This window comes from Streptomyces sp. NPDC001068 (genome assembly GCF_042897315.1).
GTDB lineage: Bacteria > Actinomycetota > Actinomycetes > Streptomycetales > Streptomycetaceae > Streptomyces.
The window spans coordinates 318,231-345,170 of sequence record NZ_JBIAYD010000004.1 but is presented as its reverse complement, the minus strand read 5'-3'; the positions used below and the strand labels follow the sequence as shown (position 1 = coordinate 345,170).

Here is a 26,940-nt window from a genome sequence, read left to right as displayed (position 1 = left end):
CCGGCGACCGGGCCCAGGAGCGGCGGCCGGTCCCCGCGTCGTCGGGGACCGGCCGCGCCCGGGTCGTCCCGGGTCGGCGGCCCTACGCCTCGCGGACCCGCAGCGCCCTTGCCAGGTCGTCGAGTTCGTCGGTCAGCCGGCGGCGCAGGGACGTGACCGGGCCGGCGTCGCGCAGACACGCCTGGCCGAGACCGAGGTTCTCCGCGTCGACGGCGTGGGAGGGGAAGGCGTCCCGGCCGACGACGCCCGCGATGGCGGGGCCGCGCCGGGCGGCGACGGCGACCGCGTCCGGGTAGTAGCGCGGCACGTACTCCCTGACCAGGTCGGCCTGTTCGGGGTGCCAGAAGCCCTGCGCGGTGGCGGCGAACAGGTAGTTGGACAGCTCGTCACCGTTGAACATCGCCTCCCAGGCCCTGGCCTTGGCCTCGGGGTCGGGCAGCGAGGCGCGGCAGCGGGCGGCGCCCTCCTGGCCGCTGGCGCTGGGGTCGCGGGCCAGCTCGGCGGCGATCTGGGCCTCGTCGGTGGCGCCGAGGACGGCGAGCCGGCTCAGGATGCGCCAGCGCAGCTCGGGGTCGAGTTCGGGTCCGCCCGGCACGGTGCCCTCGGCGAGCCAGGCGGCGATGGTGTCCGGCTGGGCGGCGGCCCGGACGAAGTGCCGTACGGCGATCAGCCGCAGGCCGGGGTTGTCGCCGTCCTCGGTGCGCCGGATGAGGTCGCGGCACAGGGCCGAGACGGTGGCCAGGGCGGCCGGGCGGTCCTCGGGCCGGAGGTAGCGGTCGACGACGTGGGCCGTGGTGAAGGCCAGCACGCCCTGGACCAGGGCGAGGTCGGTCTCGCGCGGGAGGTGGGCGCGGGCGGTCTCCAGGTAGTCGGCGGGCGGGAGTTCGCCGTCGCGGACCGCGTCCCGCAGGGCGTTCCACACCACCGCGCGGGTGAGCGGGTCGGGCAGGCCCGCGAGGTCGGCGCGGACGGTCCCGGCGGACTCGGCGTCGAAGCGGACCTTGGCGTAGGTGAGGTCGCGGTCGTTGAGCAGGAGCAGCGCGGGGCGTTTGCCGACGGCCTGCGGGGCGCTCTGCGGGATGTCGATGTCGATGCGTTCGCGCAGGGTGAGGCCCCCGGCGTCGGCGAGGTCCCGGTCGTAGACGCCGACGCAGACGCGGTGCGGGCGGCTGCCGTCGCGTTCGACGGTGAGGGTGCGGGTGCCGTCGGGGGCGGCGGCGAGGACCGGGGTGAGGGTGTCGACGCCGGTGGTGCGCAGCCAGGCGTCGGCCCAGGCGTGCACGTCGCGTTCGGTGGCGGCGGCGAGGGAGTCGATGAAGTCGGCCAGGGTGGCGTTGCCGAACCGGTGCCGGCGGAAGTGGATGTTGATGCCGGCGAGGAAGTCCTTCTCGCCCATCCAGGCGACCAGCTGGCGCAGCGCGGAGGCGCCCTTGGCGTAGGAGATGCCGTCGAAGTTGAGCAGGGCGGCGGCGGTGTCGTCGACGGCCTCGGGGGCGACCGGGTGGGTGGAGGGGCGCTGGTCGGCGTCGTAGCCCCAGGACTTGCGGGCCACGCCGAAGTCGACCCAGGTGTCGGTGAAGCGGGTGGCCTCGGTGAGGGTCTGGTAGCCCATGTACTCGGCGAACGACTCGTTCAGCCAGATGTCGTCCCACCACCGCAGGGTGACGAGGTCGCCGAACCACATGTGGGCCATCTCGTGGGCGATGACCATGGCGCGGGTCTGCCGCTCGGTGTCGGTGACGGCGGAGCGGTAGACGAACTCGTCGCGGAAGGTGACCAGGCCCGGGTTCTCCATGGCGCCGGCGTTGAACTCGGGGACGAACGCCTGGTCGTAGGAGTCGAAGGGGTAGGGCTCCTCGAACTTCTCGTGGTAGCGGTCGTAGCAGGCGCGCGTGATGTCGAGGATCTCCTCGGCGTCGGCGTCCAGGTGCGGGGCGAGCGAGCGGCGGCAGTGGATGGCGAAGGGCAGGCCGCGGTGCTCGGTGCGCACGGAGTGCCAGGGGCCGGCGGCGACGGCGACCAGGTAGGTGGAGATCAGCGGGGTCGCGGCGGCCCGCCAGCGGCCCTCGCCGAGGTGCTCGGTGATCCCGTTGGCCAGCACGGTCCAGCTATCGGGGGCCTTGACGGTCAGCTCGAAGACGGCTTTCAGGTCGGGCTGGTCGAAGGCGGCGAAGACGCGCTGGATGTCGTCCAGGAAGAGCTGCGTGTAGACGTACGTCTCGTCGTCCGTGGGGTCGGTGAAGCGGTGCATGCCCTCGCCGGTGCGGGAGTAGCGCATCGTGGCGTCGACGCGCAGCTCGTGCTCTCCGGCGGTGAGGTTCTTCAGGGGCAGCCGGTCCTGGTCCAGCGCGCCCGGGTCGAGGGGCTGTCCGTCGAGGGTGACGGCGCGCAGTTCGGCGGGCTTCATCTCGACGAAGGTGTCGCCGTCGGACCGGGCCGTGAACCTGATCACGGTCCGGGAGTCGAAGGTCTCGTCCCCGGTGGTCAGGTCGAGGTCGATCGTGTAGCGGTGGACGTCGAGGAGCTCGGCGCGGCTCTGCGCTTCGTCGCGAGTCAGTACGGACATGCGGGCCATGCTGCCCGATGACACCGACAACGCACAGGGGTGGGGGGCGGTAAGGGGCTTATGTCCGACCTTTGGCGGGTGGTGCGTGCGGAGGGTGCCGGCGGGTGCGGTGCGGGCGGCGGCCCGGCCCGACGCGGGCCGGGGCGCCCGCGGGCGTCCGGCCGGGTCAGTGCGCTTCCGCGGTCCCGTCGCCGGTGGTGTCCTCGGCGATGGACTCGTGGTGTCTGATCACCTCGGCGATGATGAAGGTCAAGAATTTCTCGGCGAAGGCGGGGTCGAGCTTGGCGTTCTCGGCTAGGGCGCGCAGCCGGGCGATCTGACGGGCCTCGCGGGCCGGGTCGGCCGGGGGCAGCCGGTGGACCGCCTTGAGGTGGCCGACCTGCTGGGTGGCCTTGAAGCGTTCGGCGAGCATGTGGACGACGGCCGCGTCGATGTTGTCGATGCTGTCGCGCAGCCGCCCGAGCTCGGCGCGGACGGCGGGGTCGACGTCACCGGTACCGGTGTTGCTGGTGGTCATGGACGTCAACCCTAAGGGGCCGACCGTGTGATCCCTAAGGGCTTTCGCGGGGGCCGGCGGCGCCCGCGCCGAACCCCCCGGCAGGGCCCCCACGGCGCGCGGTGTCCGAACAGCCCTGGGCCCTCCCCTTCGCCCCCGTCCCCCGCATACTGTGAAAGACAGCTCCAGCGGCGTCGGCGGGGGTAGGAAGACGTGGCGAACGGCGGCCCGGTCGAACACGGCTACCCGCACCTGGACACGGTGCGGGCCGCCGTCACGGCGCTGTACCGGCGCCTGTCGTACGACACCGTCCAGACCTTCGCCGCCAGCGTGCTCCCCGCCGACGTCGCGTTCTGCGACGCCGACGACCTGCACCTCGGCGCCCAGCGGGTCGCCCGCGAGCTGGTCCGGCACTTCCGGCTGCCGGACGCCCGGATGATCGTCGGCTTCCGGGAGATGACCCACGCGGCGAACGTCGAACTCACCGCCGGCCCCGAGTACTTCATCGAGCTGAACGACCGTTTCCGCACCCATCGCAGGGACATCGGCGCGGCCCTCGCCCACGAGGTGATGCACGTCTACCTGCACCGGCTCGGCCTGTCCTTCCCGAGCACCCCGGACAACGAGATCCTGACCGACACCGCGACCACCTACCTGGGCGCGGGCTGGCTGCTGCTGGACGCCTACCGGGAGCACGGGGAGGCGTCCCAGAAGCTGGGCTACCTGACCCCGGAGGAGTTCGGCTACGTCCTGGCGAAGCGCGCCCTGGTCTTCCACGAGGACCCGTCGGTCTGGTTCACCAGCCCGCAGGCCTACACGGCGTACGAGAAGGGCATGGCCCGGGCCCGCCAGGACAAGGAGCAGCCGCCGCTCACCGCGGCGGGCTGGGCGGGCCGCCGCCGCTACGCCCGGGACCGCCGGCACGCCCCCGCGGCCCAGGCCCCGCACCCCGGCACCCCGTACGCGTTCACGCCCGACGACGGCGGCCGGCTGCGGGTCACGTTCCCGTGCCCCACCTGTCATCAGCGCATCAGGGTGCCGGTGCGCGGCCGGGTCCGGGCCCGGTGCTCACTGTGCCGGACGGTGCTGGAGTGCGACACGTAGCGGTCGTGGCGGTCGTGGCGGTCGTGACGGTCGCGGCGGTGCCGGGAGCACGGCACCCGGACCGGGCCTCGGGCGGAGCCGTCGGGCGGAGCCGTCGGGCGGAGCCGTCGGCGGGCCCGCCGGTCAGGCCCCGTACACCGCCCCGGGAGTCGCCGCCCCGGCCAGCAGTTCGAGGGCCGTCTCCCCCGCCTCGGCCGGGGTCCGGCGCGCCCCCTTGTCGGCGGTCGGCCCCGCGCGCCAGCCCTCCATGACGGTGATCCGGCCGCCCTCGGTCTCGAACACCCGCCCGGTGACCCCGGCGCTGGCGGCGGAGCCGAGCCAGACCACGAGCGGGGAGACGTTCTCCGGCGCCATGGCGTCGAACCCGGAGCCGGGCGCGGCCATGGCCGCGGCGAACGCGCGTTCGGTCATCCGGGTGCGGGCGGCGGGGGCCACGGCGTTGACCTGGACGCCGTAGCGCGCGAGTTCGGCGGCGGCGACCAGGGTCAGGCCGACGATCCCGGCCTTGGCCGCGCTGTAGTTGCCCTGTCCGACGGAGCCCAGCAGTCCGGCCCCGCTGCCGGTGTTGACGATCCGGGCCACCGGCGTGCGGCCCGCCTTGGCCTCGGCCCGCCAGTGCGCGGCCGCGTGCCGCAGCGGCAGGAAGTGGCCCTTGAGGTGCACCCGCACGACCGCGTCCCAGTCGTCCTCACCGAGGTTGACGAGCATCCGGTCGCGCAGGAACCCGGCGTTGTTCACGAGGGTGTCGAGCCGGCCGTAGGTCTCCACGGCCGTCCCGACCAGCGAGGCGGCCCCGGCGGTGGTCGCGATGTCACCGCCGTGCGCGACGGCATCGCCGCCGGCCGCTCGGATCTCGTCCACGACGGCCGAGGCGGGACTGTCCGGGCCCGGCACGCCGTCGAGGCCGACCCCGAGGTCGTTGACGACGACCCGGGCGCCCTCGGCCGCGAAGGCCAGCGCGTGGGCGCGGCCGAGGCCGCGCCCCGCGCCGGTGACGGCCACGACCCGGTCCGCGCAGATTCCGCTCATCTCAGTCCTCCTGGTGGGACGGCTTGTCGGCAGTTGCGGCGTCGAGGAACAGGGGCCGTTCCCCGCCGCCGTGGACGAGCAGGCTCGCCCCGCTGATGTAGGCGGCCGCGTCGGAGGCGAGGAAGACGGCGGCGGCGCCGACGTCGGACGGGGCGGCGAGGCGGCCGAGCGGGAGGGTGCGGGCGACGGCGTCGACGCCGTCCGGGCCGCCGTAGTGGAGGTGGGACAGCTCGGTGCGGACCATCCCTACGACCAGCGTGTTGACCCGGACCTCCGGTGCCCACTCCACGGCCATGGACCGGGCGAGGTTCTCCAGTCCCGCCTTGGCGGCGCCGTAGGCGGCGGAGCCCGGCGAGGCGCGGCCGCCGCTGACGCTGCCGATCATCACGACGGCGCCCCGGGCCCGCCGCAGGTGCTCGTGGGCGGCGAGGGAGGCGGTCAGCGGGGTGAGGAGGTTCAGCTCGATCACCCGGGCGTGCCGCTCGGCGTCCGCCTCGGCGAGCAGCCGGTAGGGGGTGCCGCCCGCGTTGTTGACGAGCACGTCGACCCGGGGCAGGGCGTCGAAGAAGGCACGCACGGCGGGCGGGTCGCGCAGGTCGAGGGGGGTGAACCCGACGCCGTCGAGGGGTTCCTCGGGCGGTCGGCGGGCGCAGGTCAGGACGTGCGCGCCGGCTTCGGCGAAGGAGCGGGCGATCCCGGCGCCCACGCCCCGGGTACCGCCGGTGACCACGACCGTCCGGCCGCGCAGGGAGCCGTCCGCGGCGCCTCGCGCCAGGTTTTCCACAGGGCCTCCCGCTCGCTCGCACCGGCTGCTAGCTTCGAAGCCTCACACCTAACAAATGTTTGGTGGAAAGGTTGTCGAGTGCGAAGGTAGCTGATGCGTCCATGGGTGTCTCCACCTCGTTCCCGGAAAAAGGCGTCGCCGAGGTCACCGTCGACCACCCGCCGGTGAACGCGCTGCCGGTGCGCGGCTGGTTCGCGCTGGCGGAGGCGGTGCGCGCGGCGGGCCGCGACCCGGGGGTCCGGTGCGTGGTGCTGTCCGCGCGGGGCCGCGGGTTCAACGCCGGCGTGGACATCAAGGAGATACAGGCGGACGGCCACGAGGCGCTGCTCGGCGCCAACCGGGGCTGCGCGGAGGCCTTCGCGGCGGTGTACGAGTGCGAGACCCCGGTGGTGGCGGCGGTGCACGGCTTCTGTCTGGGCGGCGGGATAGGCCTGGTGGGCAACGCGGACGCGATCGTGGCGAGCGAGGACGCCGTCTTCGGCCTGCCCGAGCTGGACCGGGGCGCCCTGGGCGCGGCCACCCACCTGGCCCGGCTGGTCCCGCCGCATCTGATGCGGACGCTGTACTACACCTCGCGCACCGCGACCGCCGCCCAGTTGCACGCGCACGGCTCGGTGTGGCGGGTGGTACCGAGCGCGGAGCTGCCGGCCGCGGCCCTGGAACTGGCGCGGGAGATAGCCGCCAAGGACGGCCGGCTGCTGCGCCTGGCCAAGGCCGCGATCAACGGCATCGACCCCGTCGACGTGCGGCGCAGCTACCGCCTGGAACAGGGCTTCACCTTCGAGGCCGCCCTCAGCGGGGTGGCCGACCGGGTCCGTGACACCTTCGGGAAGGAGGGTGCGGGGAGTGACTGACAAGACGATGACCGCCGACGAGGCCGTCGCCCGGCTGCGCAGCGGCATGACCCTCGGCATCGGCGGCTGGGGTTCCCGACGCAAGCCGATGTCCCTGGTCAGAGCCGTGCTCCGGAGTGGTGTCGACGACCTGACCCTGGTCTCCTGCGGCGGCCCGGACGTCGGGATGCTGGTCGCGGCCGGCCGGGTGCGCAGGCTGGTGGCGCCCTTCGTCACCCTGGACTCCGTCCCGCTGGAACCGCACTACCGGGCGGCGCGCGAGCGCGGGGCCCTGGAGCTGACGGAGGTCGACGAGGGCATGTTCATGTGGGGCCTGCGGGCCGCCGCGAACCGGCTGCCCTTCCTGCCGGTACGCGCGGGGCTCGGCTCGGACGTCATGCGGGTCAACCCCGGCTTGCGGACCGTCACCTCGCCCTACGACGACGGGGAGACGTTCGTGGCGATGCCCGCCCTGCGGCTGGACGCGGCCCTGGTCCACGTCAACCGCGCCGACCCGCTGGGCAACGGCCAGTACCTCGGCCCGGACCCGTACTTCGACGACCTGTTCTGCGAGGCGGCGGACGCGGCCTACGTCTCCTGCGAGCGGATCGTGGACACGGCCGAGCTGACGAAAGCGGGGCCGGCGCAGTCGCTGCTGATCAAGCGGCTGCACGTGACGGGGGTCGTGGAGGCCCCGGCCGGCGCCCACTTCACCTCCTGCGCGCCCGACCACGGACGGGACGAGGAGTTCCAGCGGCTGTACGCGACGACCCCGTGGGCGGAGTTCGCCGAGCGGTTCCTGTCCGGGGACGAACGGGCCTACCAGGCGGCGGTGGGTAACTGGCGGGAGGAGCGGGGCTGATGGACGTACTGCGCGCCGACCACTGCGTCATCGCCTGTGCCGAGGCCTGGCGCGGCTCGGGTGAGATCCTGGCGAGCCCGATGGGCCTGATCCCTTCGCTGGGCGCCCGGCTGGCCCGGCTCACCTTCGCCCCCGACCTGCTGCTGACCGACGGCGAGGCGCTGCTGGTCCGCCCCGACGGCACCCCCGAGGGCTGGCTGCCCTACCGGCAGCACCTGGCCCTGGTCTCCGGCGGCCGCCGGCACGTGATGATGGGCGCGAGCCAGCTCGACCGGTACGGCAACCAGAACATCTCGGCCATCGGCGACTGGTCCCGGCCCCGCCGCCAGCTGCTCGGGGTGCGCGGCGCCCCCCTCAACACCCTCAACAACCCGACCAGTTACTGGGTCCCGAAGCACTCGCGGCGGGTGTTCGTGGCCAAGGTCGACATGGTGTGCGGGGTGGGGTACGACCGGGTGGCCGAGCACCCCGGCACGGAGCGCTTCCACCGCGTCCCGCGGGTCGTCACCGACCTGGGTGTCCTCGACTTCGCGACCCCGGACCGCTCGATGCGGCTGGCCGCACTGCATCCGGGCGTGAGCGTGGACCGGGTGCGGGAGGCCACGGACTTCGAGCTCACCGTCCCCGACGAGGTGCCGTACACCCGCGATCCCACCCCCGAGGAGCTGCGGCTGATCCGCGAGGTGCTGGATCCGGGCGGCGCGCGGACCAGGGAGGTGGCGGGCTGATGGAGACCGCGCTCACCCGGCTGGTCGGGGTCCGGCATCCCGTCGTGCAGACGGGGATGGGCTGGGTGGCGGGGCCCCGGCTTGTCTCCGCGACGGCCAACGCCGGGGCGCTCGGCATCCTGGCCTCCGCGACGATGACCCTCGATCAGCTGCGGGCCGCGATAGCCGAGGTGCGGTGCCGCACGGACGCCCCGTTCGGGGTGAACCTGCGGGCGGACGCGGCGGACGCCGGGGAGCGGGTGCGGCTGATCGTCGACGGGGGTGTGCGGGTGGCGTCGTTCGCGCTCGCCCCCTCCCGGGAGCTGATCGCCGAACTGAAGGAGGCGGGCGTGGTGGTGATCCCGTCGGTCGGGGCGCGGCGGCACGCGGAGAAGGTCGCGGCCTGGGGTGCGGACGCGGTGATCGTGCAGGGCGGTGAGGGCGGCGGGCACACCGGCGAGGTGGCCACGAGCGTGCTGCTGCCGCAGGTGGTGGACGCGGTGCGGATACCGGTGGTGGCCGCCGGGGGCTTCTTCGACGGACGGGGGCTGGTGGCGGCGCTCGCCTACGGGGCGGCCGGAGTGGCGATGGGCACCCGTTTCCTGCTCACCTCGGACTCGACGGTGCCTGACGCGGTGAAGGCGAGGTATCTGGCGGCGACCGTCAGGGACGTCACGGTGACCAGGGCGGTGGACGGCCTGCCGCACCGGATGCTGCGCACCCAGCTGGTCGACTCCCTGGAGGACACCGGCCGGACGCGGCGGCTGCTGCGGGCCGTGCGCCACGCGGCCGCCTTCCGCCACCTCTCCGGCCTCACCTGGTGGCAGATGCTCCGCGACGGTCTCGCCCTGCGGCACGGACGGAACCTGACCTGGAGTCAGGTGCTGCTCGCCGCCAACACCCCGATGCTGCTCAGGTCGGCCATGGTGGACGGCCGCACGGACCTCGGGGTGATGGCGTCCGGCCAGGTCGCCGGGGTGATCGGCGACCTGCCGTCGTGCGCGGAGCTGGTGGCGCGCGTCGTGGCGGAGGCGGAGGAGGTGATGCGGGAGCTGGCCGGACTCAGAGCCGCTCGATGATGGTCACGTTGGCCTGGCCGCCGCCCTCGCACATGGTCTGGAGGCCGAAGCGGCCGCCGGTGCGCTCCAGTTCGTGCAGGAGGGTGGTCATCAGCCGGACGCCGGTGGCGCCCAGGGGGTGGCCGAGGGCGATCGCGCCGCCGTTGACGTTGACCCGGGCGGGGTCGGCGCCGGTCTCCTTGAGCCAGGCGAGGACGACCGGGGCGAACGCCTCGTTGATCTCGACGAGGTCGATGGCGTCGATGGTGAGGCCGGTCTTCTTCAGGGCGTACGCGGTGGCCGGGATCGGCGCGGAGAGCATCCGGACGGGGTCCTCACCGCGGACGGAGAGGTGGTGGACGCGGGCCCGGGGACGCAAACCGTGTTCGCCGAGCGCCCGTTCGGAGGCGAGCAGCATCGCGGCGGCGCCGTCGGAGACCTGTGAGGAGCAGGCGGCGGTGATGGTGCCGCCGTCGACGACCGGCTTCAGGGCGGCCATCTTCTCCAGGGAGGTGTCACGGCGCGGGCCCTCGTCCACGGCGAACGGGCCGTAGGGCACGATCTCGCGCTCGAAGCGGCCCTCGTCGATGGCGCGCAGGGCCCTGCGGTGGGAGTTCAGGGCGAACTCCTCCTGGTCCCGGCGGCCGATGCCCCACTTGGCGGCGATCATCTCGGCACCGGCGAACTGGTTGACGGGCTGTGTGCCGTACCGGGCGCGCCACCCCTCGCTGCCGAGGAAGGGACCCTCGGACAGTCCGAGCGGCTCGGCGGCCTGCCGGGAGGCGAAGGCGATGGGGATCTGGGACATGTTCTGGACACCGCCCGCGACCACCAGGTCCTGGGTGCCGGAGAGGACGGCCTGGGCGGCGAAGTGCACGGCCTGCTGCGAGGAACCGCACTGCCGGTCGACGGTCACGCCCGGCACCTCCTCGGGCAGCCCGGCCGCCAGCCAGCTGGTGCGGGCGATGTCACCGGCCTGCGGGCCGACCGCGTCGAGGCAGCCGAAGACGACGTCCTCGACGGCGGCCGGGTCGACGCCCGACCGCTGGACCACGGCGGTCAGCACATGGGCGCCCAGGTCGGCCGGGTGGGCACCGCTCAGTTGACCCCGGCGCCGCCCGACGGGCGTGCGTACCGCTTCGACTATGTAGGCCTCGGCCATGTCGGCGACTCCCTCGGCAGAAAGGGGATTTCAGCGGATGGGTGGGCTATTCGCGGACGGCGATCCCGTCCAGCACCATCGACAGGTACTGGCGGGCGATCTCCTCCGGGGTGTGCTGTCCGCCGGGCCGGTACCAGGAGGCGGCGACCCACACGGTGTCGCGCACGAACCGGTAGGTGAGGCGGACGTCGAGGTCGGCGCGGAAGACGTGCGCGGCGACCCCGTGCTCCAGCGTGGCAAGCCACGCCGTCTCGAACTTGCGCTGCGACTCGGCGAGGAAGCCGAACCGCTCCTGCGCGACCAGTTGCCGGCTCTCCTTCTGGTAGATGGCGACGGCGGCGCGGTGCCGGTCGATCTCCCGGAAGGACTCGGTGACCAGGGCTTCGAGGGTCTGACGGGGACCGAGTCCGGCGTCCAGGACGGTGTCGTAGCCGCTCCAGAGCTCGTCGAGGAAGGTCCGCAGGATCTCCTCCAGCATCGATTCCTTGGAGTCGAAGTGGTAATAGAGGCTGCCCGCGAGCATGCCCGCGTGGTCCGCGATCTTGCGTACGGTGGTGGCGTTGTAGCCCTGCTCGGCGAAGACCTCGGCGGCGGTCTCGAGGAGTTCGCGGCGCCGGGCGGGAGCGGCGGTCACCTGGGGCTTCTTCTTGGTCGGCACGGGTCCATTCTGGTCCTACGGGTGCTGGCTGCTGACGGAGACGACCTCTCCGGTGAGGTAGGAGGAGTAGCCGGAGGCCAGGAAGACGATCGCGTTGGCCACCTCCCATGGTTCGGCGTACCGCCCGAAGGCCTCGCGCGCGGTCAGCTCCTCGAGCAGTTCGGCGGAGGTCACCTTGACCAGATGCGGATGCATGGCGAGGCTGGGCGCCACGGCGTTGACCCGCACGCCGTACTCGGCGGCCTCGACCGCCGCGCACCGGGTCAGCGCCATCACCCCGGCCTTGGCGGCGGCGTAGTGCGCCTGTCCGGCCTGGGCGCGCCAGCCGACGACGGAGGAGTTGTTGACGACGACCCCGCCGCGTCCGCCGTCGCGGAAGTGCCGCAGGGCGGCGCGCAGGCACCGGAAGGTGCCGCCCAGAGTGACGTCGAGGACCCGCGACCACTGCTCGTCCTCCATCTCGACCAGCGGTGAGGTCCCGCCCAGACCGGCGTTGTTGACGACTATGTCGAGCCGGCCGTGCTCGCGTACGGCGGTCTCGAACAGGGTGCGCACCTGTGCCTCGTCGGTGACGTCGCAGGGCACCGCGGCCACGGCGCCCGGATGCGCGTCCGCCAGTGCGGCCCGGTACTCCTCGAGCCGGCGCGGGTGCGCGTCGCTGATCAGCACGCGTGCGCCCTCTTCCAGGAAGCGGCGCGCGGTGGCGCCGCCGATGCCCGATCCGGCCGCGGCGGTCACGACGGCGGTGCGGCCCGTCAGCAGCCCGTGCCCTGGCACGTACTCCGGAGTCTCGACGCCTGTCATGGGGCCACGCTAACCTACCAAACACTTGTTAGGGAAGGACGGTGACGGCGACCGTGGATCTGACCCACACCCCGGCCGACGAGGAGTTCCGCGCCGAGGCCCGCGCCTGGCTCGCGGAGCACGTGCCCGACCCCCCGCTCCCCTCGCTGGAGACCGCCGAGGGCTTCGCGGCGCACCGCGCGTGGGAGGCCGAACTGGCCGCGGACCGCTGGTCGGTGGTGTCCTGGCCCGAGCGGTACGGCGGCCGGGACGCGGGGCTGGTCCGCTGGCTGGTCTTCGAGGAGGAGTACCACGCGGCGGGCGCGCCGGGCCGGGTCGGCCAGAACGGCGTCAGCCTGCTCGCCCCGACCCTCTTCGACCACGGCACCGAGGAGCAGCGGTCGCGGGTGCTGCCCCCGATGGCCACCGGTGAGGTCGTCTGGGCGCAGGCCTGGTCCGAGCCCGGGGCCGGTTCCGATCTGGCCGCGCTCACCTCCCGGGCCGTCCGGACGGACGGCGGCTGGCTGCTCAGCGGCCAGAAGACGTGGTCGTCGCGGGCCGCGTTCGCGGACCGCGCGTTCGGCCTGTTCCGCAGCGAACCGGACACGCCCAGGCCTCATCAGGGGCTCACGTACCTGATGTTCGGCCTGCGTGCCCCGGGGGTCACGGTCCGCCCGATCGGCCGCCTGGACGGGAAGCCGGCGTTCGCCGAACTCTTCCTGGACGAGGTGTTCGTCCCCGACGAGGACGTGATCGGCGAGCCGGGCCAGGGCTGGCGGATCGCCATGTCGGCGGCGGGCAACGAACGGGGGCTGACCCTGCGGTCGCCGGGCCGGTTCCTGGCCGCCGCGGACCGGCTGCTGGAGCTGTGGCGGGCCCGCGGTGCCCCGGAGTCCGCCGCGGGCCGGGTGGCCGACGCCGTCGTCGGCGCCCGCGCCTACCAGCTCTTCACCTACGCGGCCGCCTCCCGCGTCCTGGACGGCGAGGCGCTCGGCCCCGAGTCCAGCCTGAACAAGGTGTTCTGGTCCGAGCTGGACCTGGCGCTGCACGAGACGGCGCTCGACCTGCTCGGCCCGGAGGGCGAACTGGCCGACACGCCCTGGTCCGAGGGGTACGTCTTCTCCCTCGCCGGGCCCGTCTACGCGGGCGCCAACGAGATCCAGCGCGACATCATCGCCGAACGGCTGCTCGGCCTGCCGAAGGGACGCCGCTGACATGCGTTTCCGCCTCGACACCGAGCAGCGCGACTTCGCCGGGTCCCTGCGCGCGCTGCTGGCGGCGGCGGACACCCCGGCGGTGATCCGGGAGTGGAGCCGCGGGGAGCACACGAGCGGGCGGGCGCTGTGGGGGCGGCTCGGCGCGGCGGGGGTGTTCGGCCTCGCGGTGCCCGAGGAGTACGGCGGGGAGGGGGCGCGGCCGGTCGAACTCGCGCTCGCGTTCGTGGAACTGGGGCGGCACGCGGTGCCGGGGCCGCTGGTGGAGACGGTGGCCGCGGCGGTGCTGCTCGGCGCGGTCCCCGGTCCCGCAAAGCGGTTCCTGCCCGGGATCGCCGCGGGAGAGACCCTGGCGACGGTGACGGTCGCCGAGCACGGGTACGGGTACGCGCTGGACGGCGACGCCGCCGACGTGCGGCTCGCCGCGACGCCGGAGGGCCTCCGGCTGTCCCCCGGCGCCGGTGCGGTACGCCGTTCGCTGGACCCGGCGAGGCGGCTCACACCGCTCGCTCCGGTCGGTGAGTTGCTCAGTACGGAGCCGCCGTGGGAGCAGGCGCTGACCTGGGCCCGGCTGGCCACGGCCGCGCAGGCCCTGGGGGTGGGACTGGCCCTGCTCGACACAACGGTGGCGTACGTCGGGCAGCGGACCCAGTTCGGCGTGCCCGTCGGGTCGTTCCAGGCGGTGAAGCACCGACTGGCCGACGTGAAGATCGCGCTGGAGTTCGCGCGGCCGCTGGTGTCCGGGGCGGCGGTCACCATGGCGCCCGCGGACGTGGCCGCGGCGAAGCTGGCCGCGTGCGAGGCGGCGTACGCGAGTGCGCGGGCCGCGCTGCAGTTGCACGGGGCGATCGGCTACACGGAGGAGTACGACCTGTCGTTGTGGCTGACCAGGGCGCGGGCGCTGCGCGGGGCCTGGGGGACGCCGGAGGAGTGCCGACGGGTGGTTCTCGACTGTCCTCGGCCGCGGGCCGGTGGGGGCTGATCGCGCAGTTCCCCGCGCCCCTGAAGGGGCGCCTAGTGGTGGTCGCCGCTCGTGAGCTCCTTGTACTCCTCCCGCGTCGGCTTCGGGACATGGGTGTCCGGGCCGTACATGCCCTTCGCCAGGCTCGCGCGCATCCGCTGGACGAGGGTGACCTTCCGGCGCACCCCGTTGGCGTCCTCCTCCGGGCCGATCTCGTACGGCGGGTTCTGTTCGTGCTGGGTGAGGACGAACAGGCTGCCCTGGCTGAGGGGTTCGTGGACCTCGATGTACTCGCCGTGCGGAAGCAGCTTGATGAGGCCGGTCTCCCTGCCGTGCAGCACCTTGTCGCGGTCCCGGCGCTGCAGGCCGAGGCAGATCCGCTTGGTGGTGACGAAGGCGAGGACCGGGACGACGAAGACGGAGATCCGCACGAACCAGGTGATCGAGTTGATGGAGAGATGCAGATGGGTGGCGACGATGTCGTTTCCGCCGCCGATCAGCAGCACGAAGTACACACTGAGCCAGGCCACGCCGAGGCCGGTGCGGACGGGGGTGTTGCGCGGCCGGTCGAGGATGTGGTGCTCGCGTCTGTCGCCGGTGATCCACGCCTCGATGAACGGGTAGACGCCGATGGCCAGCAGGAAGAGCGGGAAGACCGAGAAGGGGATGAAGACGCCGAGTTCCAGCGTGTGGCCCCAGGCGTTGATCTCCCAGCCGGGCATGACACGGATCAGGCCCTCGGAGAAGCCGAGGTACCAGTCGGGCTGCGCGCCGGTGGTCACCAGGTCCGGGCGATAGGGCCCGAAGGCCCACACCGGGTTGATGGTGGCGATGGCGCCGATGATCGCGAGGATGCCGAAGGTGAGGAAGAAGAAGCCGCCGGCCTTGGCCATGTAGACCGGCAGGAACGGCATGCCGACCACGCTCTTCTGGTCGCGTCCGGGCCCGGGGTACTGGGTGTGCTTGTGGTAGAAGACCAGGATCAGGTGGGCCACCACCAGCCCCAGCATGATCCCGGGCAGCAGCAGGACGTGGATCGGGAAGAACCGGGAGATGATGTCGTGGCCCGGGAACTCGCCGCCGAACAGGAAGAACGAGATGTACGAGCCGACGATCGGGATCGAGAGGATCGCGCCGTCGGCGAACCGGACGCCGGTGCCGGAGAGCAGGTCGTCCGGGAGCGAGTAGCCGGTCAGGCCGGTGAGGATGGCGAGGAACAGCAGGGTCCAGCCGAACAACCAGTTGATCTCGCGCGGCTTGCGGAACGCGCCGGTGAAGAACACCCGCATCATGTGGACGAGCATCCCGGCGACGAAGACCAGCGCCGCCCAGTGGTGGATCTGCCGGATGAGCAGTCCGCCGCGTACGTCGAAGCTGATGTGCAGCGTCGACTCGTACGCCTTGGTCATGATGATGCCGTTCATCGGCTCGTAGGAGCCGTGGTAGACGACCTCGGCGCCGCTGGGCTCGAAGAAGAGCGTGAGATAGATGCCGGTGAGGATCAGGATGAGGAAGCTGTAGAGGCAGACCTCGCCCAGCATGAAGGACCAGTGGTCCGGAAACACCTTGCGCATGTTGGCCTTGGCCAGGCCGTATATCCCAAGGCGCCCGTCGGCCCAGTCCGCGAGCTTCTCGCCCTTGCCGGGAGGGTTCGCCCTCTCGGCCGAACTCCCCGCCCGCACCGAGCCGTTCACCGTTCGTGCCGCGTCGTCCATACGTCGCGTCGCCTCCCCGCCGGATCATTCTCAGGGTGGCACGACAGGACCCCGACAGCCAACGGTGCGGCGTAAAGTCGGCCGGGCCGGGACGGACTCAGCCGCCCCGCACGATGCCGGCCGACCGGGCCGCCGCCAGCCACCGCGGGAACTCCCCGACGAGCCGGTCGTACAGTTCGCCGTCCGGGACCTTCCCCGGATCCGAACCGGCGTGGAAGAAGCCCGCGTTGTCCACCGCGCGCTTTCCCGGCACCGCCAGTTCGTCGAGCTTGCGCAGGAAGTCGAACTGCTTGCTGTGCGGGTCGCCGAAGCCGACGAACTGCCAGAACAGCGGCAGCCTGGCCGCCTTGCACAGGTAGCGTTCGGCGGCGGGCTTGTTGATCGGGCCGCCGTCGGTCTGGAAGACGACCAGGGCGGGCGCGGTGGCGCCGCTGTCCAGGTAGTGGTCGATGACGGCGTCCATGGCCAGGTGGTAGCTGGTCTTCCCCATGTGCCCGAGCCCGGCCGCGATCTTCTCGATCCGGCCCTCGTGCCCGGCGAGTTCGATGTCGGCGACCGCGTCGACGTCGGTGGAGAAGAAAACGACCGGCACCCGGCCGTCGTCGTCGAGGTGCGCGGAGAGGCCGAGGACGCGGTCGGCGAGGGCCTGCACGCTGCCGTCGGCGTAGTAGGGCTTCATCGAGCCGGAGTAGTCGACGACCAGGTAGACGGCGGCCCGCAGGCCGTCGAGCCCGTGCTTGGTGAGGGAGATCCCCGCCGACTTGTACGGGCCGACCAGCGCGGGCGCGCTCCGCTCCACCTTGCCGAGACTGATCGCGGCCATCCCCGCACCCCCCGAATCCACCGTCCGGAGGCCGAGGTTACTTGATCGCGGAAACGCAGCGGCACCTGCCCAGTCGTCCGGTCGGGGACTGGCGGGCAGGCGCCGCATGGTGTTCCGTACGCCTTTGTACGGGACGTTCTTCGGGGTGGGTCAGACCATCAGTGAGCGGTCCGTGGGGCGGATCGGGGCCGGCAGGTCGCTGGCGCCCGTCAGGAAGCGGTCGACGCCCTTGGCCGCCGAACGGCCCTCAGCGATCGCCCAGACGATCAGGGACTGGCCGCGGCCGGCGTCACCGGCGACGAAGACGCCGGGCACGTTGGTCTGGAACTCGGCGTCACGGGCGACGTTGCCGCGCTCGTCGAGGTCGAGACCGAACTGCTCGACCAGGCCGTTGGCCCGGTCGGTGCCGGTGAAGCCCATGGCGAGGGTGACCAGCTGGGCCGGGATCCGGCGCTCGGTGCCCGGCTTCGGGGTCAGCCTGCCGTCGACGAACTCCACCTCGGTCAGGTGCAGCCACTGGACGTTGCCGTCCTCGTCGCCCTCGAAGTGGGTGGTGGAGACGGAGTAGACCCGCTCACCGCCCTCCTCGTGCGCCGAGGTGACCTTGTAGAGCATCGGGAAGGTCGGCCACGGCTGGTGCGACGCGCGGTCCTCGCCCGGCCTGGGCATGATCTCCAGCTGGGTGACGGAGGCCGCGCCCTGGCGGTGGGCGGTGCCCACGCAGTCCGCGCCGGTGTCGCCGCCGCCGATGACGACGACGTGCTTGCCCTCGGCCGAGATGGGCGACACCACGTAGTCGCCCTCCTGGACCTTGTTGGACAGCGGCAGGTACTCCATCGCCTGGTGGACGCCGTTCAACTCCCGCCCGGGGACCGGCAGGTCACGGGCGGTCGTGGCGCCGGCGGCGATCACGACCGCGTCGTACCGCTTCCTCAGGTCGGTCGCCTTGAGGTCGACGCCGATCTCGACGCCGGTACGGAAGCGGGTGCCCTCCGCGCGCATCTGCTCGATGCGGCGGTTGATGTGCCGCTTCTCCATCTTGAACTCGGGGATGCCGTAGCGGAGCAGACCGCCGACACGGTCGGCGCGCTCGTAGACGGCGACCGTGTGGCCGGCCCGGGTCAGCTGCTGGGCGGCGGCGAGGCCGGCCGGGCCCGAGCCGATCACGGCGACGGTCTTGCCGGACAGGCGCTCGGGGGCCTGCGCGGCGACGGTCCCGGCCTCCCACGCCTGGTCGATGATCGAGACCTCGACGTTCTTGATGGTGACGGCCGGCTGGTTGATGCCGAGCACGCACGCCGACTCGCACGGAGCCGGGCACAGCCGCCCCGTGAACTCGGGGAAGTTGTTGGTCGCGTGCAGGCGCTCCGAGGCGGCCGTCCAGTCCTCGCGGTAGGCGAAGTCGTTCCACTCGGGGATCAGGTTCCCGAGCGGACAGCCGTTGTGGCAGAAGGGGATGCCGCAGTCCATGCAGCGGCTGGCCTGCTTGCTGATGATCGGCAGCAGCGAGCCGGGGACGTAGACCTCGTTCCAGTCCCGGACGCGCTCGGTGACGGGACGGGTCCGGGCGACCTCGCGGCCGTGGTTCAGGAAGCCCTTCGGGTCAGCCATTGGTCGCCGCCTCCATCATCTTCTCGGTGATCTCGGTCTCGGAGAGACCCGCTCGCTCGGCGGCGTCCTTGGCGGCGAGCACTGCCTTGTACGTGCTGGGGATGATCTTGCTGAACCGGCGGGCGGCCGTGTCCCAGTCGGCGAGCAGCTTCTCGGCGACCGTGGAGCCGGTCTCCTCGGCGTGCCGGCGCACCACGTCGTGCAGCCACTGCCGGTCCGCGTCGTCCAGGGCCTCGACGGCGTCCACGTTGCCCACGTTGACGTTGTCCCGGTCGAGGTCGATGACGTAGGCGATGCCACCGGACATGCCGGCCGCGAAGTTGCGGCCCGTCTCGCCGATGACCACCGCGTGGCCGCCGGTCATGTACTCGCAGCCGTGGTCGCCCACGCCCTCGGAGACCACCAGCGCACCGGAGTTGCGGACGCAGAACCGCTCGCCGGTCCGGCCGCGCAGGAACAGCTCGCCGCCGGTCGCGCCGTAGGCGATGGTGTTGCCCGCGATGGTGGAGTACTCGGCGAGGTGGTCGGCCTCGCGGTCGGGCCGCACGATGATCCGGCCGCCGGACAGGCCCTTGCCGACGTAGTCGTTGGCGTCGCCCTCCAGCCGGAGGGTGACACCGCGCGGCAGGAAGGCGCCGAAGGACTGGCCGGCCGAGCCGGTGAAGGTGATGTCGATGGTGTCGTCGGGCAGACCTGCGCCGCCGAACTTCTTCGTCACCTCGTGGCCGAGCATGGTGCCGACCGTGCGGTTGATGTTGCGGACCTTGATCTGGGCGCGCACCGGCTGGGCGTCGGTGGCGCTGGAGGCGGCCAGGGCGTCCGAGGCGAGCTTGATCAGCTCGTTGTCCAGGGCCTTCTCCAGGCCGTGGTCCTGGGCGACGGTCCGGTGCAGGGCCGCGCCCTCGGGCAGCTCGGGCACGTGGAAGAGCGGGGCCAGGTCCAGGCCCTGCGCCTTCCAGTGGTTCACGGCGCGGGTGACGTCGAGCGTCCCGGCGTGGCCGACGGCCTCCTCGATGGAGCGGAAGCCCAGCTCGGCGAGGATCTCGCGGACCTCCTCGGCGATGAACCGGAAGAAGTTCACGATGTACTCGGCCTTGCCGGAGAAGCGGTCGCGCAGCACCGGGTTCTGGGTGGCGACGCCGACCGGGCAGGTGTCGAGGTGGCAGACGCGCATCATGATGCAGCCGGAGACGACGAGCGGCGCGGTGGCGAAACCGAACTCCTCGGCGCCGAGCAGCGCGGCGATCACGACGTCCCGGCCGGTCTTCAGCTGCCCGTCGGTCTGCACCACGATCCGGTCCCGCAGGCCGTTGAGCAGCAGGGTCTGCTGGGTCTCGGCGAGGCCCAGCTCCCAGGGACCGCCGGCGTGCTTCAGCGACGTCAGCGGCGAGGCGCCGGTGCCGCCGTCGTGGCCGGAGATGAGCACGACGTCCGCGTGCGCCTTGGACACACCCGCGGCGACCGTGCCGACGCCGACCTCCGAGACCAGCTTGACGTGGATCCGCGCCTGCGGATTCGCGTTCTTGAGGTCGTGGATCAGCTGGGCCAGGTCCTCGATGGAGTAGATGTCGTGGTGCGGCGGCGGCGAGATGAGGCCGACGCCCGGGGTGGAGTGCCGGGTCTTGGCGACCCACGGGTAGACCTTGTGGCCGGGCAGCTGGCCGCCCTCGCCGGGCTTGGCGCCCTGGGCCATCTTGATCTGGATGTCGTCGGCGTTGACCAGGTACTCGGAGGTCACGCCGAAGCGGCCGGAGGCGACCTGCTTGATGGCGCTGCGCCGGGCCGGGTCGTACAGGCGGTCCGGGTCCTCGCCGCCCTCACCGGTGTTGGACTTGCCGCCCAGCTGGTTCATCGCGATGGCGAGGGTCTCGTGGGCCTCGCGCGAGATGGAGCCGTAGGACATGGCGCCGGTGGAGAACCGCTTGACGATCTCGGAGACCGGCTCGACCTCGTCGAGGGGGATCGACGGCCGGTCGCTCTTGAAGCCGAAGAGCCCGCGGAGCGTCATGAGCCGCTCGGACTGCTCGTTCACGCGGTCCGTGTACTTCTTGAAGATGTCGTAGCGGTTGGCGCGGGTCGAGTGCTGGAGGCGGAAGACCGTCTCCGGGTCGAACAGGTGCGGCTCGCCCTCGCGGCGCCACTGGTACTCGCCGCCTATGTCCAGGGCGCGGTGGGCCGGGGCGATGCCGGAGGCCGGGTACGCCTTGGCGTGGCGGGCGGCCACCTCCTTGGCGACGACGTCGATGCCGACGCCGCCGATCTTGGTGGCGGTGCCGTTGAAGTACTTCTCGACGAACGCGGTGTCGAGGCCGACGGCCTCGAAGACCTGGGCGCCCCGGTAGGAGGCGACCGTGGAGATGCCCATCTTGGACATGACCTTCAGGACGCCCTTGCCGAGGGCGTAGATCAGGTTGCGGATGGCCTGCTCGGACTCCAGGCCCGGCAGGAAGGTGCCCGCGCGGGTCAGGTCCTCGACGGACTCCATGGCCAGGTACGGGTTGACGGCGGCGGCGCCGAACCCGATCAGCAGGGCGACGTGGTGGACCTCGCGGACGTCACCGGCCTCCACCAGCAGGCCCACGTGGGTGCGCTGCTTGGTGCGGATGAGGTGGTGGTGGACGGCCGCGGTGAGCAGCAGCGAGGGGATCGGGGCGTGCTCGGCGTCCGAGTGGCGGTCGGACAGGACGATCAGCCGGGCGCCGTTGCCGATGGCCGCGTCGGCCTCGGCGCAGATCTCCTCGATCCGCGCGGCGAGCGAGTCGCCGCCGCCGTTGACCCGGTACAGGCCGGACAGGGTGGCGGCCTTGAAGCCGGGCATGTCGCCGTCGGCGTTGATGTGGATGAGCTTGGCCAGCTCGTCGTTGTCGATCACCGGGAAGGGCAGCACGACCGAGCGGCAGGAGGCGGCGTTCGGGTCGAGCAGGTTGCCGGACGGGCCGAGGGAGGAGCGCAGCGAGGTGACGAGCTCTTCGCGGATCGCGTCCAGCGGCGGGTTGGTGACCTGGGCGAACAGCTGGGTGAAGTAGTCGAAGAGCAGGCGCGGGCGCTCGCTGAGGGCGGCGATGGGCGAGTCGGTGCCCATGGAGCCGATCGGCTCGGCGCCGGCCTTGGCCATCGGGGCCAGGAGGACGCGCAGCTCTTCCTCGGTGTAGCCGAAGGTCTGCTGGCGGCGGGTGACCGAGGCGTGGGTGTGCACGATGTGCTCGCGCTCGGGCAGGTCGCACAGCTCGATCTCGCCGGCCTCCAGCCACTCCTCGTAGGGCCGCTCGGCGGCGAGGGTCGCCTTGATCTCGTCGTCCTCGATGATGCGGTGCTCGACGGTGTCGACGAGGAACATCCGGCCGGGCTGCAGCCGGCCCTTGCGGACGACCTTGGCGGGGTCGATGTCGAGGACGCCGACCTCGGAGCCGAGGACGACCAGGCCGTCGTCGGTGACCCAGTAGCGGCCGGGGCGCAGACCGTTGCGGTCGAGAACGGCGCCGACCTGGGTGCCGTCGGTGAAGGTGACGCAGGCGGGGCCGTCCCAGGGCTCCATCATCGTGGAGTGGTAGCCGTAGAAGGCGCGCCGGGCCGGGTCCATGGAGCCGTGGTTCTCCCACGCCTCCGGGATCATCATCAGCACGGAGTGCGGCAGCGAGCGGCCGCCGAGGTGCAGGAGTTCCAGCACCTCGTCGAAGGAGGCCGAGTCGGAGGCGTCGGGCGTGCAGATCGGGAAGACCCGGTCCAGCTTCTCCTGCGGGCCGAACAGGTCGGAGACCAGCTGGGACTCGCGGGCGGCCATCCAGTTCCGGTTGCCCTTGACGGTGTTGATCTCACCGTTGTGGGCGACGAACCGGTAGGGGTGGGCGAGCGGCCACGACGGGAAGGTGTTGGTGGAGAACCGGGAGTGCACGAGCGCGATCGCGGACGCGAAGCGGCGGTCGGACAGGTCCGGGAAGAAGGGCTCCAGCTGGCCGGTGGTCAGCATGCCCTTGTAGACGATGGTCCGCGCGGACAGCGACGGGAAGTAGACGCCCGCCTCGCGCTCGGCGCGCTTGCGCAGCACGAACGCCTTGCGGTCCAGCGCGATGCCCTCGCTGGCGTTGTCGGTCACGAAGACCTGCCGGAAGACCGGCATGGTGGAGCGGGCGGTGGCGCCGAGCAGCTGGGGGGCGACCGGCACCTCGCGCCAGCCGAGGACGGTCAGGTCCTCTTCCGCGGCGATCGTCTCGATCCGTGAGACGGCGTCCTGGGTGCCGTCCTCGGGCAGGAAGGCGATGCCGACCGCGTACGAACCGGCGGCCGGGAGCTCGAATCCGGCCACCTCGCGGAGGAAGGCGTCGGGCACCTGGGAGAGCAGGCCCGCGCCGTCGCCGGAGTCGGGCTCGGAGCCGGTGGCGCCGCGGTGCTCCAGGTTGCGCAGAACCGTGAGCGCCTGCTCGACCAGCGCGTGGCTCGCCTCGCCGGTGAGGGTGGCCACGAAGCCGACGCCACAGGCGTCACGCTCGTTGCGGGGGTCGTACATACCCTGCGCAGCAGGGCGAGCATCCATGAACGACCAGTTCAGGCCATTCGTGGAGTGCTGGGACGGCTGGCGCGGCGTACGCATCGGCTCTCCCGTCGTCGTCAGTGGCATATAGCAGGTGCCGAGGGACGACGCTGGCCCTCTGCGTTTTTGTAGCGAAATTTCACGCAGGTTACATGATGAAGCGGTTCTCGGGAACTGGATACATCGTTCCAACATGCGGACGCCGAAAGGGTTTACGGCGAGGTACCGCTCACGCGGTGAAGGTGGTGGGGGACCGATCCGGACAGATCCATGTCCATCGGTCCGCAGGGGCGGGGGTGAGCGTCGCCGACACCCCACAGGTACACGTCAGGCGTCCTTGCCTGCGGTGCTTACGGCTCATGCCCGGTGGTTAAGCGTTCGAAACCAGCGAGTAACGGCTACTTATGCGGCCGATCGCATAAGTAGCGGTTCCACTATCCTACGGCGGTCCCGAACAGGCTGCCCAGGGCATACGTCACACCGGCCGCCGCGCCACCCAGGGCCAGCTGCCGCAGGCCGCTGAACCACCAGGTCCGCGCGGTCACCCTGGCCACCACGGCACCACAGCCGAACAGCCCGACGAGCGCCAGCAGCAGGGCGGGCCACAGCACGGTGGCGCCGAGCAGGAACGGCAGTACGGGCAGCAGCGCGCCCAGCGCGAAGGAGCCGAACGACGACACGGCGGCGACCAGCGGCGAGGGCAGGTCCGACGGGTCGATCCCGAGCTCCTCCCGGGCGTGTATCTCCAGCGCCTGCTCCGGGTCGGCGGACAGCTGCCGGGCGACCTCGCGGGCAAGCCGCGTCTCGACCCCCCTCGCCTCGTAGAGCGCGGCCAGCTCGGCCTCCTCGTCCTGCGGATGCCTGCGCAGCTCCGCGCGCTCCACGTCCAGCTCGGCCTCGACGAGCTCACGCTGCGAGGCGACGGACGTGTACTCGCCGGCGGCCATCGAGAAGGCTCCGGCGGCCAGGCCCGCGAGGCCGGTGATCACAATGGTCTGGTGGCCGACGGCCCCGCCGGCCACACCGGTGATCAGGGCGAGGTTGGAGACCAGGCCGTCCATGGCACCGAAGACGGCCGGGCGCAGCCACCCGCCGTTCACGTCCCGGTGGGTGTGGTTGTCGCGGTGCGCCTCGTGCAGCGTCGCCTGGGTGTCGATGACGGCCATGCGGGTCCCCCAAAGGTCTCGGACGTGCCCCACATAAGCTGAGGCAAAGCTAAGTCTGGACTGGTTCCATCTTTTGACAACATCAACACTACGCCCCGCCATTCTCGGCCGCCAGCAAGGGAAGGCTCGGCTAACCTGCGGTTTCACCCTTCTACGCTCACTTGTGCGAAGGCCTGCACACATGTCGACCGGGTGATGTGGGGGCCCGTAAGGCTGCGGTCAACCGCCGCCCGTGGGACACATCCGCAAACGGTTCCGCGCCCCGGCGCGAAGCCCCACCCGGAGAGGCCCGCCCATGTCATCGATCGTCTGCACCCCGTCGGTCCCCGCTCCCGAGGAGCGCGCCTCCCTCCTGTACGACCGCGCGAGGGGCGCACTGCTGGGCCTGGCCGTGGGTGACGCGCTCGGGGCACCGGCGGAGAACATGAAGCCCTCCGAGATCCGTGCCCGCTGGGGCCGCATCACGGGGTACGTCTCCGACAACCCGGCTGGTACGGACGACACCGAGTACGCGATCTTCTCCGGTCTGCTCCTCGCCCGCCACGGCTCGGCACTCACCACCGCCCACGTCGAGGCGGCCTGGCACGAGTGGATCGCCGACCGTGCCGAGGGCCCCTTCAAGGGCGCCGGCTTCAGCGAGCGCGGCACCCTGGAGAACCTCCGCCGGGGCCTGGCGGCCCCCATCTCCGCCCAGCACCGGCACGCCTGGAGCGACGGGCTGGCCATGCGGGCGGCCCCCTTCGGAGTCTTCTCGGCGGGCCGGCCCGCCGAGGCGGCCCGGCTGGTGGCGATCGACGGTTCGGTGAGCCACGAGGGCGAGGGGATCTACGGCGGCCAGGCGGTGGCGGCGGGTGTGGCGGCGGCGATGGCGGGCGCGCCGCCGACCGCGGTGGTGGCGGCAGCGCTGGCGGTGGTGCCGGACGACTCGTGGACGGCCCGCTCGCTGCGCCGGGCCGTCTCGGTGGCCCACCGGGGTGAACGGGCGGTGCGCTCGGCGGTCGTCATCGGCGGCTATCCGTGGACGGACCTGGCCCCGGAGGCGGTGGCCCTGGCCTTCGGCGCGTACGCGGCGGCGGACGGCGACTTCCGGGAGGCGGTGCTGACCGCCGTCAACATGGGCCGCGACGCGGACACCACGGCGGCGGTGGCCGGTGCGCTGGCGGGGGCGACGCAGGGCGAGACGGCGATCCCGGCGGACTGGGCGGCGGCCATCGGCCCGGCGCGGGGAAGCTGCCTGCCGTCGATGGCGGGCCACCACGTGCTGGAGGTGGCGGAGCTGCTCACCGGAACGCCGGCCCGGATCCCCGCCCTGCCGGCCGACCCGCACCCCTCGGCACCGGCCGCGCATCCCGTCGCCCACGCCACGCCCCCCACTTCCCTCCCGGCCGAGCCCCACCCCTGCGCCCCCGCACTCCCACCCACCGAAAGCCGCCCTTTCACCCCTACGCTCCCGCCCTCGGAGACCCGCCCTTCCACCCCTGCGCTTCTGCCCTCCGAAAGCCACCCCCCCGCCCCCGCGCTCCCGCCCTCGGAAACGGGCCCTTCCACGACCCCCGCGCTCCCGCCCGCCGAGACCCACCCCTTCACACCGGCGGCCCCCGTGACGGCGCCGCGCACGGTGCCGGACCTGCCGGGTGGCGGGGCACGGCAGGCGGCTGCCGCCGTCCGGGACACCGGGGCGGGTGGCGGGTGGCCGGGGAACCAGGGGGTCCGGGGGCCGGGTCGCCCGGAGAGCGACCGCGGGGAGGGACAGCGGTGAAGCGCCGCCGTATCGAGGGGCTCCTGCTCGGCCTCGCCGCGGGCGACGCCGCCGGCTGGCCCGCCGCCCGCCACCGGGCCGCCCGGATGCCGGAGTGGACCCGTCGCCTCACCCGCGAACTCGACACCTTCGCCGAGCAGAACGCGACCACCACCCTCCCCGTCCCCATCGCCCTGAACCAGCCGCCCGAGCCGCTCCGGCTCGGGCCCTCCGACGACGCCGAGTGGGCGGTCTTCGCCGCGGAGGCCGTACTGCGCGCCGGCGACGACACCGCCCTGGCCGACCTCAGCCGTGAGCTGCGCACCCGCGCCGCCATCGACCTCACGTGGACCGCCGTCGCCTCCGAGGTCGCCGCGGCCGCCGAGCGCGCACCGGAGATCGAGTCGGCGGTCCTGCCGCTGCGCGCCCGCATCTCGGTCCGCGCGGGTCTCGGCAACCTCGCCACCGGCCTGCGCCCGCCCGCCACCGGCCACGACAACCCGCACTACTTCGACGACGCCGCCTGTGTCCGCGCCTGCGCGCTCGCCGTCGCCCACCCCGGCGACCCCCGGCGCGCGGCCGACCTGGCCGAGTTCGACGCCCGCTACACCCAGGACGGCGACGGGGTGCACGGCGCCCGCGCGATGGCGGCGGCCGTGGCGCTCGCCCTCGCCGGCGCCGAGGTGGAGACCTGCGTGTCCGCCGCGCTCGCCGAGCTCCCCGCGGTCACCGAGATCGGCCGCAACGCCCGCCACGCCCTGACCCTCACCGGCACCGCCGACACGGCGTTCGCCCTGGTCCCCCTCCTCGAACACCAGATCGTCGACCACGTCTACAGCTACGGCATCGCCGCCGCCGAGACCGTCCCGGTCGCCCTCGCCCTCGCCACCGCCGCCCGCGGCCGGATCGCCGAGGCCGTCCCCGCCGCCGCCTGCCTCTCCCGGGTCGCCGACTCGGCCCCCGCCCTGGCCGGCGCGCTCACCGGCGCACTCGGCGGCGGCGACTCCATCCCGCCCCCCTGGCGGGACGCCTGCCGCACCCTCTCCGGCTGCGCCCTCCCCCGCCTCACCGGCACCGACCTCGTGGAACTCGCCGAACTCCTGGAAGCCACGCAACCGGCCCGTCCAGGTGGATGATTCGGT

The 26,940-nt window shown here is 72.7% G+C and carries 20 protein-coding genes and 1 pseudogene; 9 read left to right on the top strand and 12 right to left on the bottom strand.

Features of this window, described 5'->3' with window-relative positions; all coding sequences use genetic code 11:
- Positions 1–82 precede the first annotated feature (82 nt).
- Entirely contained in the window at positions 83–2,566 is a 2,484-nt protein-coding gene (pepN, locus tag ACFY3I_RS13825) for an aminopeptidase N (RefSeq protein ID WP_390860706.1), read from the bottom strand.
- A gap of 166 nt (positions 2,567–2,732) precedes the next feature.
- The gene (locus ACFY3I_RS13820; protein WP_390860705.1) at positions 2,733–3,083 is read right to left on the bottom strand and encodes a chorismate mutase; all 351 of its coding nucleotides are present in this window, start codon (positions 3,081–3,083) and stop codon (positions 2,733–2,735) included.
- 192 nt (positions 3,084–3,275) lie between these two features.
- Here ACFY3I_RS13820 and ACFY3I_RS13815 point away from each other — a divergent pair, with 192 nt between their 5' ends.
- Positions 3,276–4,166: a hypothetical protein gene (locus ACFY3I_RS13815; protein WP_390860704.1), complete on the top strand. Its 891-nt coding sequence runs from the start codon at positions 3,276–3,278 to the stop codon at positions 4,164–4,166.
- Between the two features lie 123 nt (positions 4,167–4,289).
- Here the strand turns inward: ACFY3I_RS13815 and ACFY3I_RS13810 are convergent, their stop codons facing one another.
- Positions 4,290–5,195, bottom strand: coding sequence for an SDR family oxidoreductase (locus tag ACFY3I_RS13810; RefSeq protein ID WP_390860703.1), 906 nt, complete (start codon positions 5,193–5,195; stop codon positions 4,290–4,292).
- Between the two features lies 1 nt (position 5,196).
- Entirely contained in the window at positions 5,197–5,979 is a 783-nt protein-coding gene (locus ACFY3I_RS13805; protein WP_390860702.1) for an SDR family oxidoreductase, read from the bottom strand.
- A 101-nt stretch (positions 5,980–6,080) separates the two neighbouring features.
- Here ACFY3I_RS13805 and ACFY3I_RS13800 point away from each other — a divergent pair, with 101 nt between their 5' ends.
- From ACFY3I_RS13800 to ACFY3I_RS13785, 4 genes are read left to right on the top strand one after another with little or no spacing between them, the layout of a single operon-like run.
- Positions 6,081–6,833 (top strand): enoyl-CoA hydratase family protein, encoded by a 753-nt coding sequence (locus ACFY3I_RS13800; RefSeq protein WP_390860701.1) that lies wholly within the window; start codon positions 6,081–6,083, stop codon positions 6,831–6,833.
- Positions 6,826–7,674, top strand: a complete 849-nt coding sequence (locus ACFY3I_RS13795) for a CoA transferase subunit A (RefSeq protein WP_390860700.1) — start codon at positions 6,826–6,828, stop codon at positions 7,672–7,674. The genes ACFY3I_RS13800 and ACFY3I_RS13795 overlap by 8 nt, the downstream gene beginning before the upstream one ends.
- On the top strand, positions 7,674–8,402 hold the full coding sequence (locus ACFY3I_RS13790) for a CoA-transferase (RefSeq protein WP_365283216.1): 729 nt from the start codon (positions 7,674–7,676) through the stop codon (positions 8,400–8,402). The genes ACFY3I_RS13795 and ACFY3I_RS13790 overlap by 1 nt, the downstream gene beginning before the upstream one ends.
- Entirely contained in the window at positions 8,402–9,460 is a 1,059-nt protein-coding gene (locus tag ACFY3I_RS13785) for an NAD(P)H-dependent flavin oxidoreductase (protein WP_390860699.1), read from the top strand. The genes ACFY3I_RS13790 and ACFY3I_RS13785 overlap by 1 nt, the downstream gene beginning before the upstream one ends.
- On the opposite strand, the gene ACFY3I_RS13780 is transcribed toward ACFY3I_RS13785, so the two are convergent.
- Genes ACFY3I_RS13780 through ACFY3I_RS13770 form a run of 3 tightly spaced genes read right to left on the bottom strand, consistent with a single transcriptional unit; the run spans position 9,444 to position 12,063 of the window.
- Positions 9,444–10,601, bottom strand: coding sequence for an acetyl-CoA C-acetyltransferase (locus ACFY3I_RS13780; RefSeq protein WP_390860698.1), 1,158 nt, complete (start codon positions 10,599–10,601; stop codon positions 9,444–9,446). The two genes, ACFY3I_RS13785 and ACFY3I_RS13780, sit on opposite strands and share 17 nt — an antisense overlap.
- 46 nt (positions 10,602–10,647) lie before the next feature.
- Entirely contained in the window at positions 10,648–11,259 is a 612-nt protein-coding gene (locus ACFY3I_RS13775) for a TetR/AcrR family transcriptional regulator (protein ID WP_365283210.1), read from the bottom strand.
- 15 nt (positions 11,260–11,274) lie between these two features.
- A complete protein-coding gene (locus ACFY3I_RS13770) occupies positions 11,275–12,063 on the bottom strand; it encodes an SDR family oxidoreductase (RefSeq protein WP_365283208.1) in 789 nt (262 codons plus the stop codon).
- Positions 12,064–12,116: 53 nt separating this feature from the next.
- Between ACFY3I_RS13770 and ACFY3I_RS13765 the strand changes: the two genes are divergently transcribed.
- Positions 12,117–13,256, top strand: a complete 1,140-nt coding sequence (locus ACFY3I_RS13765; protein WP_365283700.1) for an acyl-CoA dehydrogenase family protein — start codon at positions 12,117–12,119, stop codon at positions 13,254–13,256.
- A gap of 1 nt (position 13,257) precedes the next feature.
- Positions 13,258–14,238 (top strand): acyl-CoA dehydrogenase family protein, encoded by a 981-nt coding sequence (locus ACFY3I_RS13760; protein WP_390860697.1) that lies wholly within the window; start codon positions 13,258–13,260, stop codon positions 14,236–14,238.
- A 32-nt stretch (positions 14,239–14,270) separates the two neighbouring features.
- Here ACFY3I_RS13760 and ACFY3I_RS13755 read toward each other — a convergent pair whose 3' ends face one another.
- From ACFY3I_RS13755 to ACFY3I_RS13735, 5 genes are all read right to left on the bottom strand, one after another.
- Positions 14,271–15,932 carry a cytochrome bc complex cytochrome b subunit gene (locus ACFY3I_RS13755; RefSeq protein WP_390860696.1) on the bottom strand — a complete coding sequence of 554 codons (1,662 nt, stop codon included), beginning with the start codon at positions 15,930–15,932 and terminating at the stop codon, positions 14,271–14,273.
- Positions 15,933–16,029: 97 nt separating this feature from the next.
- Positions 16,030–16,755 (bottom strand): vWA domain-containing protein, encoded by a 726-nt coding sequence (locus tag ACFY3I_RS13750; protein ID WP_390860695.1) that lies wholly within the window; start codon positions 16,753–16,755, stop codon positions 16,030–16,032.
- 150 nt (positions 16,756–16,905) lie between these two features.
- On the bottom strand, positions 16,906–18,366 hold the full coding sequence (locus ACFY3I_RS13745) for a glutamate synthase subunit beta (protein ID WP_390860694.1): 1,461 nt from the start codon (positions 18,364–18,366) through the stop codon (positions 16,906–16,908).
- The gene (gene gltB / locus ACFY3I_RS13740) at positions 18,359–22,870 is read right to left on the bottom strand and encodes a glutamate synthase large subunit (protein WP_390860898.1); all 4,512 of its coding nucleotides are present in this window, start codon (positions 22,868–22,870) and stop codon (positions 18,359–18,361) included. Before gltB ends, ACFY3I_RS13745 begins: the two co-directional genes overlap by 8 nt.
- 458 nt (positions 22,871–23,328) lie before the next feature.
- The gene (locus tag ACFY3I_RS13735; RefSeq protein ID WP_365283198.1) at positions 23,329–24,060 is read right to left on the bottom strand and encodes a VIT1/CCC1 transporter family protein; all 732 of its coding nucleotides are present in this window, start codon (positions 24,058–24,060) and stop codon (positions 23,329–23,331) included.
- 295 nt (positions 24,061–24,355) lie between these two features.
- On the opposite strand from ACFY3I_RS13735, the pseudogene ACFY3I_RS13730 reads away from it, so the two are divergent.
- Positions 24,356–25,342, top strand: a pseudogene (locus tag ACFY3I_RS13730) (ADP-ribosylglycohydrolase family protein); the annotation flags it as partial.
- A gap of 473 nt (positions 25,343–25,815) precedes the next feature.
- Positions 25,816–26,934 (top strand): ADP-ribosylglycohydrolase family protein, encoded by a 1,119-nt coding sequence (locus ACFY3I_RS13725; RefSeq protein ID WP_390860693.1) that lies wholly within the window; start codon positions 25,816–25,818, stop codon positions 26,932–26,934.
- Positions 26,935–26,940 lie beyond the last annotated feature (6 nt).